The sequence below is a fragment of the Methyloversatilis sp. genome, assembly GCF_030696805.1.
In the GTDB taxonomy this organism is placed as follows: Bacteria; Pseudomonadota; Gammaproteobacteria; order Burkholderiales; family Rhodocyclaceae; genus Methyloversatilis.
Genome location: NZ_JAUYRO010000054.1, coordinates 120,632 through 132,030, shown reverse-complemented (window position 1 = coordinate 132,030; position 11,399 = coordinate 120,632). Strand labels below are relative to the sequence as shown.

Genomic DNA, 11,399 nt, shown 5'->3' with positions numbered 1-11,399 from the left:
AAGATCGATCGTGACTATGCGGGCACGTTCGGTCGTCTGAAGGAAGACACGAACACGACGGTGGACAAGCTGCGCGAGGTTGTAGGCCGGATCAAGGATTCGACGGAGGCGATCAATACGGCGGCGCGCGAGATATCGGCGGGCAACAGTGACCTGAGTTCGCGCACGGAAGAGCAGGCGAGCTCGCTGGAGGAGACGGCGAGTTCGATGGAAGAGCTGAACGCGACGGTGAAGCAGAACGCGGAAAGTGCGCTGAAGGCGAACGAACTGGGTCGTCAGAGCAACGAGGCGGTGATGCGCGGAGCGGAGACGGTCAAGCGTGTGGTGAGCACGATGAGCGACATCCAGGATTCGAGCCGCAAGATCGCGGACATCATCGGGGTGATCGACTCGATCGCGTTCCAGACGAACATTCTTGCGCTGAACGCGGCGGTGGAAGCCGCCCGGGCGGGCGAGCAGGGGCGGGGCTTTGCGGTGGTGGCGAGCGAGGTGAGGAATCTCGCGCAGCGCAGCGCGCAGGCGGCGAAGGAGATCAAGGGGCTGATCGCCGATTCGGTGGAACGGGTGAATGGTGGAGCAAAGCTGGTGGCCGAGGCCGGGGCGACGATGGAACAGGTGGTCGACAGCTTCCGTCAGGTGACGGGGCTGGTGACGGACATTGCGTCGGCGAGCCAGGAGCAGGCGAGCGGGATATCGCAGGTGACGCAGGCGGTGAGCCAGATGGACGGGGTGACGCAGCAGAACGCGGCGCTGGTGGAAGAGGCGGCGGCGGCGGCGGAAAGTCTGGAAGAGCAGGCGCGGATGCTGATGCGCGCGGTGGGTCAGTTCAGGCTGGACGATCACGAAGGACGCAGCGGTGGCGCAGGGATGCAGTTCGATGGCGCGTCGCTGAGGCAGCGCGAGGCGGCGAATACGGAGCCGGTGCTGCCACGCACGCGGGGTGGGGCACTGGGCAAGGTGAAGCGGGTTCAGTCTGCGGCGGTGATCGCCGACGAGGCAGACTGGGCAGAGTTCTGAGCAAGCGCGCGTGTCTTCACCGCGCGTCCGCATGACATCAACCGAGAGGTCGGCATCGTGATTCAGGCAGGCAGGAACACAGCAAGTGCAGTCGAAGTGACACGGCAATTGGCGGATTCGAAGTCGCTGACCGGCGGGACCCGCGAGTTCTCCTTCACGCGCGACGATTTCGACCGCATCGCAAAACTGATTCACCAGCATGCCGGCATTTCGCTGTCGCCGATCAAGTTCGACATGGTCTACAGCCGGCTGGCGCGCCGGCTTCGTGCCACCGGTGATGTGACCTTCGCGGACTATCTGAAGCGGCTGGAGCGCAATGATCACACCGAGTGGGAAACCTTCGTCAATTCGTTGACGACCAACCTCACGTCGTTCTTCCGCGAAGCCCATCACTTCGACCTGCTGAAGGAACATCTGACCCGGCTCGACAAACCGACGGCGCGCATCTGGTGCAGCGCCGCGTCGACCGGCGAGGAGCCTTACTCGCTGGCCATCACCTGCTGCGAACTGTACGGCTCGATGAACCCGCCGGTGGAAATCATCGCGACCGATATCGATACCCAGGTGCTCGCGCAGGGGCAGGCCGGTGTCTACACCGAAGACCGCATCGAAAAGCTGTCGCCCGAACTGGTGCGCAAATATTTCCTGCGTGGCACCGGCGCTCGCGCTGGCGAGGTCCGCGTGCGCCCCGAACTGCAGAAGCTGATCCGCTTTACCCGGGTCAACCTGCTCGAACCGAACTGGCCGGTCCGCGGGCCGCTCGAAGCAATCTTCTGCCGTAACGTGATGATCTATTTCGACAAGCCGACGCAGTACGCCATCCTGAAGCGGTTCGTCCCGCTGCTGCGTCCGGAAGGGCTCATGTTCGCCGGGCATTCGGAAAGCTTTTCGCATGCAGTCGATCTGTTCCGCAACCTCGGAAGGACTGTTTATGGTCGTGCTGACGGCGGTCGATAGTCGCGGTCCTTCCCTGATCGAACACCAGTCGACGCAGCGCTATTTCGACAGCAAGTTTTCGCGCGAGGCGGTGAAGATACTGCCCGGCGAGTTTTTCGTGACGACACGCGACATGCTGTTGGTGACCGTACTGGGCTCGTGCGTGGCCGCCTGCATCCGTGATCCGGAACGCGGCATCGGTGGCATGAATCATTTCATGCTGCCCGACGGTGGCACCGGGGCAACCAGCCGTTCGGCGCGTTACGGCGGGTATGCGATGGAGCTGCTGGTGAATGAGCTGATCAAGTCGGGTGCCCGGCGTTCGGCGCTCGAAGCCAAGGTGTTCGGCGGCGGACGCGTGATGGCGTCGCTGTCGAGCGCCAATGTCGGCGAACGCAATTCGTCGTTCGTGCTCGATTACCTCCAGCAGGAAGGCATTCCGGTGATCGCGCAGGATCTGCAGGAAAAACACGCGCGCAAGATCTACTTCTTTCCGCGCGTCGGACGGGTGCTGGTGAAGAAGCTCGCACGCGTCAATAACGACACGCTGGCGCGGCGCGAGCGCGAGTATCAGGAGCGGCTTGCACGCACTGATGCGTCGGGCGACATCGAGCTGTTCTCGTGACCGGGCGACGCCGATGACCAAGTCAAGAATCAGGGTGCTGGTGGTGGACGACTCCGCGGTCATGCGCGCAATGCTGACCGCCCTCATCAATCAGGCGCCCGACATGGAAGTGGTGGGTACGGCACCCGACCCGCTGGTGGCACGCCAGAAGGTGAAGGATCTGCTGCCTGACGTGCTGACGCTGGATGTCGAAATGCCACAGATGAACGGTCTGGAGTTTCTCGACAAGGTGATGCGCCTGCGCCCGATGCCGGTGATCATGATTTCCAGCCAGACCGCTCAGGGCTCCGAAGCGACGCTGCAGGCGCTCGAACTGGGTGCGGTGGACTACATCGCCAAGCCGCGCGCCACACTGGTGGGGCTGCCGCCGGGCTATGCACAGGAAGTGCAGGACAAGATCCGTGCGGCGTTCAGCGCTCATGTGAAGGTGAGGCGCGATGCGCCCGCCCGTCCTGCCGCCAGTGCCGTGACACCGCCGCCTGTGGTGAGCAGCAACTGGGGTGACCGCATCGTGTGCATCGGCGCCTCGACCGGGGGCACCGAAGCGATCAAGGAGGTGCTGATCCGCCTGCCGGAGAACACGCCCGGCGTCGTGATGGTGCAGCACATGCCGGAAATGTTCACCGCGAGCTTTGCCCGACGACTCGACTCGCTGTCACGCCTGCGCGTGAAGGAGGCCGAGCAGGGCGAACGCATCCTGCCCGGCCACGCCTACCTTGCTCCGGGACATTCGCACCTCGAAATCCGAAAGTCCGGCGGTGGCTATGTCTGCGAACTGCTGCAGACGCCACCTTTCAACCGGCACCGCCCGGCGGTCGATGTCCTTTTCGATTCCGCAGCAGCGCAGGCGCGAGGCGGTGCGGTTGCCGCACTGCTGACCGGCATGGGCAAGGACGGCGCGCAGGGCATGCTGGCCATGCGCAAAGCGGGCGCATGGACGATAGGCCAGGACCAGGAGAGCTGCGTCGTGTATGGAATGCCGCGCGAGGCGGCCCAGATCGGCGCCTGCTGCGAGGTCAGTCCGATCACTCAGGTCGCCGAACGCATCATGGCTGCGCTGCAGGGCGGTCGGCGCATGGTCGCCCACGGCTGACGGCAGATTGCAGCCCTCTTTAATCGATTACAGACAGGACGACACACCATGGACATCAAGGTCAGCATCGCCGACAAGGTCGCCCGCATGAGCCTGGGCGGACGCTTCGATTTTTCGGCGCACAAGGAATTCCGCGACACCACCGAGCAGTTGCTGCTGCGCGACGAAGTGAGTGAACTCGATGTCGACCTCGCCGCGGTCAATTACGTGGACAGTTCCGCGCTCGGCATGCTGCTGATGCTGCGCGACAAGGCGCGCAATGCGCGGCGCGAAATCAGGCTGTCGCGTTGCAGCCCGCCGGTGCGCCAGGTGCTTGATATCGCCAACTTCGGCAAGCTGTTCCGCATCGATTGAACGGGACGGCGTGCGCACTAAAGCCACATTAAAGCTTGTGCGCGAATTGTCGTAACACTCCTCACGACGGACGGGCGAACCATGCCCTGACGGAGAGGGGGGCAATCGACGGATACACGTCGGTGTCTCCTTCATATCGGGCGAACAACGCCCCCACCGGTGAGGAGACCGTTAATGTCAGCACCCCCCCCGCGCTCGTTGCTCGGTCGCAACCTGCTCTGGTTGTGTCTTTTTCCTGTTGTGTGCTTGACCCACGTGGGCGCGCTTGCCTGGGGGGCGGGGTCGCTCGACGCGGGCGGCGTGCTGCTCGCGGCCGGGCTGTCGCTGGTCGCGCTGGCCGTGGTGCGGCTGACGTGCGCGCAACTGTTCGAGCGGCCGCTCGAAGCCCTGGTCGCCAGCATGGAACGGGCCCGCCTGGAGGGCGACCTCACCTTCCAGTTGCCGGTGCAGGGGCCGGGTGCGCTGCCCCGGCTGGCCGAAAGCTACAACCGCCTGGTCGGTGAATTCAGTGCGGCGATGGCCAAGATGCTGTTCACCTCGTCGCGCCTGCAGGAAGCTTGTGCCCGGCTCGGCAAGGGGGCCGAGCGGGTGGCCGGCTCGACCGACGAGCAGTGCATTGCATCGTGTGCTGCCAGCGCGGACGTGGGCAATATGAAAAGCAGCATGGAGGCGGCCACCGACGTGGCGGCCCAGACGGTCAAGGATGCGGAGCGTTCGCGCGAACTTTCGCAGCAGGGCGCCCAGGTGGTCAGCCGTGTCGCCGCTGAAATGTCGCGCGTGTCGGGCAGCGTAGAAGAGTGCGCGCGGCAGATCGAACACCTGGGCAGCCGGTCGGAAGAGATCGGCGGCGTGGTGAAGGTGATACGCGAAATCGCCGACCAGACCAATCTGCTCGCGCTCAACGCCGCCATCGAGGCGGCCCGGGCCGGCGAGCAGGGCCGCGGTTTCGCCGTGGTGGCCGACGAGGTGCGCAAGCTGGCTGAACGCACCGCCTCATCGACCGGGCAGATCCACACGATGATTTCCGCGGTGCAACGCGAAACCAACGAAGCCGCGTCGGTGGTCCGCGCCAGTGCCGTCGAGGCGCGCAACGGCGCCGCCCTGACCGGCGAGGCGGTGGCCACGCTCGAGCGCATCCGCGAATGCGCAGACGCGACGCTGGAACGGGTCGGCGGCACGGTCGCGGCGATGCGCCAGAACCATGCGCTGGGTGAACAGGTTGACCTGCACGTGCAGCGCATCTTCGCCATGGCCGAATCGAACCGCGAGGTGTCGCACGTGGCGGCGACCGACGCCGAGCGCCTGGACGTGCTGTCGAGCAACCTGGCCGAACTGGCTCAGGTGTTCCGCCTCGGCACCGCCGGCGAACAGGCGGTGGCGATGCACGCGCGGATGCCGGAACTGGTCGCTGGTGCGGCCAGGCAAGTCGGTGCCTGTCTCGACGCCGCGGTGAAGCGCGGCGAGATCAAGCTGGAAGACCTGTTCGACGAAAACTATCAGCCGATCGCCGGTACCCGGCCGGCCAAGTTCACGACCCGCTTCGACAGCCTGACCGACCGGCTGCTGCCGGCCATCCAGGAGCCGCTACTTGATCGTCACCCCGGTCTGATCTATGCCGGCGCGGTTGATCGCAAGGGCTATTTCCCGACCCACAATAAGAAGTTCTCGCAGCCGCTGACCGGCGACGAAAAGGTCGACATCGTGCGCAACCGTACCAAGCGCATCTTCGAAGATCCTGTAGGCAAGCGATGCGGTGCGCATGCCCAGCCTTTCCTGATCCAGACCTATCGCCGCGATACCGGCGAAGTGGTGCACGACATTTCGGCTCCGATCCATGTCGGTGGCCGCCAGTGGGGCGGCTTCCGGATCGGCTACGTCGCCTGATTCCGCAACGCGGCTGATCGGGATCAACGGAGAGCGGCGGCGGGCTCAAAGCGTCGGCGTTGCTGCCGTTGATTCCGTCAAATCCGCCAACCAGCTCCTGCAGCGTGTGCACGGCGCCGAAAACGCGGTCCCCGAGTTGTCCAGAGCTTTCCGCCATGGAGATTCAAATAGTGAACGTCCTGCTGTCGCCCGCCCGGGCATTGATGTCTCACCTGCGGTTCGCGCCGAAGATGATGCTGGTCATGGGCATCCTGTTGTCGATGCTGTTCGGTACGGCCGGGCTGCAGACGATTGACCGTCTGGGTGCCGTGCACACGATCGACGATGAACGCGTCGGTGCCGACTACGTGCGCACCTTGCTCGGCGCGCTTGCTGCGGTGCAGCAGCATCGCGGCATGTCCTCGTCGATGCTCAACGGCGACGTCAGCCTGGCACCCAAGGTCGAAGCCAAGGCGGCCGAAGTGGCTGCCGTCATCGCGAAACTGAGGGCGCAGAACGACGCGAACCTCCCGCTGCTCGATCAGGGGGCGCAAATCGATCGCATGAATGACGAGTGGACGGCGGTTCGCCAGTTGATGAGCGGCGCCACCGGCGGCGAGAACTTCCGCCGGCATTCGGACCTGATCATCAACATGCTGAACGATTTTCGCATGGTGGCCGATGCATCGGGCCTGACCTTCGATCCTTACCCGGACAGCTTTACGCTGATGGAAGCGACCATCGGCATCATGCCGCAGACGATCGAATATCTGGCCCGGCTGCACGTTCTGGCGGCGTCCGTCAGCGCTGCCCGCTCGCTGACGCCTGAAACGGCGGTCGAACTCGGTTCCCTGATGCAGTTGTCGAGGGCGCAGATCGACGCGTCGGAACGCATGCTCGAACGCGTGCTGAAGAATGCGCCGGTCTATGCGGGCGCAATCACCACCGATGTGGCGGCGCTGCGCGATGCCTTTGGCGCCACCGCGCAGATGATCGAAAGTTCGGTGATCAGCCAATCCTTCGACCTGCCCCCGGCCGAAGTGTTTGCCCGCGCAAGCGCGCCGGTCGATGCCGCACTGGGCACCGCTCGCACGCTGCTGTCCAGTCTCGATGCCAGCCTCGATGCACATCGAAGCAGACTGGTGCGCCAGGAGGTGTTCATCGCTGTAACGCTGGCTGCCGGTTTGCTGCTGTCGCTGTATCTCGCGCTCGGGCTTTACTTGTCCCTTCAGGACGATATCCGGCGCACCATCGAAGGCGGACAGAAGCTTGCCGATGGCGATCTGACCGCGCGCATCGACATTGCGAGCCGTGACGAGTTCGGCGATATCGCTGCCAGCTTCAACCGCATGGCCGATGGCTTGTCGACGCTGATTGCACGTGTGAAAGCCTCGGCGTCAGCAGTGTCGGAAGTGACCCATGTGGTCGCCAGTGCGACCCAGCAGATCAGTCATGCATCGGCCCACCAGAGCCAGTCCGCATCGGCCATGGCGGCTACCATCGAAGAACTGTCGGTTTCGATCAACAGCGTGTCGGATAGTGCGTCCGGCATGCGCCACCACGCTGACGCCAGTCGCGATGAAGCCGATCAGGGGCGACGCGCGATCGACGCCGTGAGCGGTGAGCTGGACGACGTCGGTCAGGTGGTGGGAGAAATTTCCGAAGCCGCGAGCGCCTTCGTGGATAGCACGCGTGCCATCGGCGGCATGACGCGGCAGGTCAAGGACATCGCCGAACAGACCAACCTGCTGGCGCTCAACGCGGCCATTGAGGCGGCCCGTGCAGGAGAGCAGGGGCGCGGCTTTGCGGTGGTCGCTGACGAAGTGCGCAAGCTGGCCGAGAAATCGGCCGCATCGGCGCTGGAGATCGAAGCCGTCACGCGCACGCTGGATGCGCAGTCCGCGGGTGTCGATGCCGTGGTGCGGCGCGGGTCTGACGCGATCAGCGCCTCGCGTCAGCAACTCACCCGCGTGGTCGAAGCGCTCGGCCGTGCCGCCGAAGCGGCCGCGTCGACATCGAGCGGCATCAGCGGCATCGCCGAATCGGTCAGCGAACAGACCACGGCCAGTCACGAGGTCGCACGCAAGATCGAGCAGATCGCGCAGATGACCGAGGAAAACAGCCACGCCATCGCCGCCATGGCGGGCGAAGCACAGCATCTGCGTGCGCTCGCCAGCAGCCTGGAAGAAGCCGGCGCGCGCTTCCGGGTCTGAACCGCGAATGATGCCCGGCCCGGATCCAGGGCCGTGTCCGCACCTGCTCCGCTCTTACGAAAGCCTCGACACCGCAGCGGGATGAATGCGCGGGGTTTTCGTAGGAGCCTGTCCACGGCTGGCCCTGCATGGCCAGCCGGCTTCGCAGGCGGCGAGCAATGCTCGCCGAAACCCCCGCTCCGCCCCTGCAGGCGATGCAGCCTTGAAACACGCGACACCGCCCGATCAACCGCCCTATCGCGGGCGGGGCCCGCTCCTACGAAAAACCCGGCAGGTTGGAGCGAAAGTGGCCTTCGCCTATGCGTTCGCCCGTATTCCATCGGGGCATGGATACGGAGATCTGTTGGGCATCGCTGCGCTCACCCCAACCTACGCATGGGTCACGGCGCCGGATTGCGGCGGGGCCGGGTTGGGGTGTTCACCCAAGCGACGCATGGGTCACGCCGCCGTAGGTTGGGGTGAGCGCAGCGATGCCCAACAATGGCGCGTGAGGGCCGAGGTGGATGGCGTGCGACGCGGGGGGGGCGGGCGGTCGATTCGTGGCTTTCGCCGCGTTTGCGAAAACCTCGATGCTGTGCGGGTTTTCGTAGGAGCCTGTCCACGGCTGGCCCTGCATGGCCAGCCGGCTTCGCAGGCGGCGAGCAATGCTCGCCGTAACCCCCGCTTCGCCCCTGCAGGCGATGCAGCCTTGAAACACGCGACACCGCCCGATCAACCGCCCTATCGCGGGCGGGGCCCGCTCCTACGAAAATCTGGAAGGTCGTCGCGAGGGGCGGGAGCGGCGAAAGGCCCTCCGGTCCGCGCAAAACCGCCTCCATGGCGCCTGGCGGACGGGGCGGCGGCTTGTCGCACGGATGTCGCATATCGGGTTCAAGAGTCTTTCGATGCTGCCGTAAAGACATCAGCACCCGGTTGTTTTCGTGCCACTGAACAGACAGACGAGGCCGACATGTCAGAGTTACTCAAGAATATCGATGCCCGCACCAAGCTTGCGGGTACCAACAAGCTCGAAATACTGATGTTTTCGCTCGGTGTGGATACGCGCACCGGGCGACGCGAGACATTCGGCATCAATGTGTTCAAGGTGCGCGAGGTGATGCGTACGCCCAACATCACGGCTGCGCCGGAAATGCCCAATGCGGTCGAGGGCATGGTGAGCCTGCGCGGCGCGCTGGTACCGGTGGTCGATCTGGCCAAGTTTGCCCAGTTCCCGAGCGATACGCCGCGCGACGTGATGATCGTGACGGAATACAACGGCCACACCCAGGGCTTCCTGGTCGAGTCGGTCGATACCATCCTGCGCCTGGACTGGTCGCAGATGCGCGTGCCGCCGGCCATGCTGACCGCCAATCTCGGCGGTCTGGTGACCGCAGTGACCGAGCTGGCGGACAACCGCCTGGTGATGATGCTGGACGTCGAGAAGATCCTGTCCGAAACCGCGGATATCGACAACGATCTCGCCTTCAAGGACATCAAGCCGCTCGACATCGAAGACGCAACGGTCTTCTTCTGCGACGACTCCCCGGTTGCCCGCACCCAGATCACGCGCACGCTCGACCTCATGGGCGTGCGCTACGTCAGCGCCATCAACGGCGGCCAGATGTGGGCCGAACTGCTGAAGGTTGCCAGCTATGCCGATTCCAGCGGCCGCAAGGTGAGTGAGCTGATCAGCATGATCCTGACCGACGTCGAGATGCCGGAGATGGACGGCTACATCCTGACCAAGAACATCAAGGCCGACCCGCGCTTCACCGGCATTCCGGTGGTCATGCACTCGTCGTTGTCGTCGGGCTCGAACCAGCAACTGGGCCGCTCGGTCGGCGTCGATGAGTATGTGTCCAAGTTCGAGGCACAGCGCCTCGCCGAAACCATCACCCGCCTGATCCGCCGCAGCAAGGGCATCGATCGCGTGGCTGCCTGAACAAGACCGGAGACAACACGATGGACAGACCCGACCACAACCTGCTCGAGCAGGTGGACGCCCGCACCAAGCTGGCGGGCTCGAACAAGATGGAAATCCTGCTGTTTTCGCTCGGCACGCACGAGCTGTTCGGCATCAATGTGTTCAAGGTGCGCGAGGTCAGCAGTACGCCGATCGTGACGCCGACACCGAATATGCCGGCTGGCGTCGAAGGCCTGATTTCGCTGCGTGGAAACGTCATTCCGGTGCTGTCGCTGGCACGCATCATGAACCTGACCGACGCGCCGGAAGGCATGGGTGGCGCGATGATGGTGACCGAGTACAGCAAGCGTACGCTGGGCTTTCTGGTGCATGAGGTGGATCGCATCATCCGCGTCGACTGGGACCGCGTACGTGCGCCCGAGTCGGTCGTCACCAGCGAGCAGCTCTACATCACCGCGATCACAGAGCTCGACGACGGCCGGCTGGTGTCCATCCTGGATGTCGAAAGCATTCTGGCCTGCACCTTCGGCGATGCCGTCATCGGCGAGATTCCGCCGCTGGGCGGCAATTACGATCCGAACGTGTTCTTCGTCGACGACTCTGCGGTCGCCCGCAAGAAGATCGCAGAAGTGCTGGACAAGCTCAATATCCGCCACAAGCACGCCACCAACGGCGCCGAGGCGTGGGCACGCCTGCAGGGCATGGCCGCTCACACGGCGCAGACCGGTCAGCCGCTGACGGACGAGATCGATCTGATACTGGTCGATGCGGAAATGCCCGAGATGGATGGCTATGTGCTGACTCGACACATCAAGAACGATCCCCGATTCGCCGATATACCGGTGGTAATGCACTCGTCGCTGTCGTCGGAAGCAAACCGTGCAATGGGCAAGAGCGTCGGTGTCGATGCCTATGTGGCGAAGTTCGACGCCGAAGTGCTGGCCGATACGCTGCGTCCGCTGCTGCAAGCCCATAAAGCCTGAGAGAGGTAGGCCATGTCAGATCCCAAGATGAAGTTTCTCGTTGTCGACGACTTTTCGACCATGCGCCGCATCGTGCGCAATCTGTTGAAGGAGCTCGGCTTTACCAATGTCGATGAGGCCGAGGACGGCGTCATCGCGCTGCAGAAGCTGAAGTCGTCCGACTTCGACTTCGTGGTCACTGACTGGAACATGCCGAACATGACCGGCATCGAGCTGCTGCGCGCCATCCGTGCCGACGCTGCCCTGAAGGGCCTGCCGGTATTGATGATCACGGCCGAAGCCAAGAAGGAAAACATCATCGAAGCAGCCCAGGCCGGCGCTTCGGGCTACATCGTGAAGCCTTTCACCGCCGGCACCCTGGGTGAAAAGCTGACCAAGATCTTCGAAAAGATGAACCAGAAGGCCGCCTGAG

Annotated in this window: 10 protein-coding genes; all 10 read left to right on the top strand. The window is 64.1% G+C overall.

Going from position 1 to position 11,399, the window contains the following annotated elements; all coding sequences use genetic code 11:
• On the top strand, positions 1-1,017 hold a 1,017-nt coding region (locus Q8R75_RS10795), incomplete at its 5' end, for a methyl-accepting chemotaxis protein (protein ID WP_305663652.1).
• A gap of 96 nt (positions 1,018-1,113) precedes the next feature.
• Positions 1,114-1,974: a CheR family methyltransferase gene (locus Q8R75_RS10790; RefSeq protein ID WP_305663651.1), complete on the top strand. Its 861-nt coding sequence runs from the start codon at positions 1,114-1,116 to the stop codon at positions 1,972-1,974.
• Positions 1,949-2,578: a chemoreceptor glutamine deamidase CheD gene (gene cheD / locus Q8R75_RS10785; protein ID WP_305612550.1), complete on the top strand. Its 630-nt coding sequence runs from the start codon at positions 1,949-1,951 to the stop codon at positions 2,576-2,578. The genes Q8R75_RS10790 and cheD overlap by 26 nt, the downstream gene beginning before the upstream one ends.
• 13 nt (positions 2,579-2,591) lie before the next feature.
• Positions 2,592-3,671: a chemotaxis response regulator protein-glutamate methylesterase gene (locus tag Q8R75_RS10780; protein WP_305612552.1), complete on the top strand. Its 1,080-nt coding sequence runs from the start codon at positions 2,592-2,594 to the stop codon at positions 3,669-3,671.
• A 48-nt stretch (positions 3,672-3,719) separates the two neighbouring features.
• The gene (locus Q8R75_RS10775) at positions 3,720-4,025 is read left to right on the top strand and encodes an STAS domain-containing protein (protein ID WP_305612554.1); all 306 of its coding nucleotides are present in this window, start codon (positions 3,720-3,722) and stop codon (positions 4,023-4,025) included.
• A gap of 174 nt (positions 4,026-4,199) precedes the next feature.
• Positions 4,200-5,909 carry a methyl-accepting chemotaxis protein gene (locus tag Q8R75_RS10770; protein WP_305612556.1) on the top strand — a complete coding sequence of 570 codons (1,710 nt, stop codon included), beginning with the start codon at positions 4,200-4,202 and terminating at the stop codon, positions 5,907-5,909.
• A 170-nt stretch (positions 5,910-6,079) separates the two neighbouring features.
• The gene (locus Q8R75_RS10765) at positions 6,080-8,101 is read left to right on the top strand and encodes a methyl-accepting chemotaxis protein (protein WP_305626213.1); all 2,022 of its coding nucleotides are present in this window, start codon (positions 6,080-6,082) and stop codon (positions 8,099-8,101) included.
• Positions 8,102-9,050: 949 nt separating this feature from the next.
• Positions 9,051-10,022 (top strand): chemotaxis protein, encoded by a 972-nt coding sequence (locus Q8R75_RS10760; RefSeq protein WP_305612560.1) that lies wholly within the window; start codon positions 9,051-9,053, stop codon positions 10,020-10,022.
• 20 nt (positions 10,023-10,042) lie between these two features.
• A complete protein-coding gene (locus Q8R75_RS10755) occupies positions 10,043-10,987 on the top strand; it encodes a chemotaxis protein (RefSeq protein ID WP_305612562.1) in 945 nt (314 codons plus the stop codon).
• Between the two features lie 12 nt (positions 10,988-10,999).
• Positions 11,000-11,398, top strand: coding sequence for a chemotaxis response regulator CheY (gene cheY, locus Q8R75_RS10750; protein ID WP_257095971.1), 399 nt, complete (start codon positions 11,000-11,002; stop codon positions 11,396-11,398).
• The last annotated feature ends 1 nt before the right edge of the window (position 11,399 follow it).

Excerpts from the sequence above, each read along its gene's own strand:
- cheD (WP_305612550.1), top strand. The coding sequence starts at position 1,949 with ATGGTCGTGCTGACGGCGGTCGATAGTCGCGGTCCTTCCCTGATCGAA.
- Q8R75_RS10780 (WP_305612552.1), top strand. The coding sequence starts at position 2,592 with ATGACCAAGTCAAGAATCAGGGTGCTGGTGGTGGACGACTCCGCGGTC.
- Q8R75_RS10775 (WP_305612554.1), top strand. The coding sequence starts at position 3,720 with ATGGACATCAAGGTCAGCATCGCCGACAAGGTCGCCCGCATGAGCCTG.
- Q8R75_RS10770 (WP_305612556.1), top strand. The coding sequence starts at position 4,200 with ATGTCAGCACCCCCCCCGCGCTCGTTGCTCGGTCGCAACCTGCTCTGG.
- Q8R75_RS10760 (WP_305612560.1), top strand. The coding sequence starts at position 9,051 with ATGTCAGAGTTACTCAAGAATATCGATGCCCGCACCAAGCTTGCGGGT.
- Q8R75_RS10755 (WP_305612562.1), top strand. The coding sequence starts at position 10,043 with ATGGACAGACCCGACCACAACCTGCTCGAGCAGGTGGACGCCCGCACC.
- cheY (WP_257095971.1), top strand. The coding sequence starts at position 11,000 with ATGTCAGATCCCAAGATGAAGTTTCTCGTTGTCGACGACTTTTCGACC.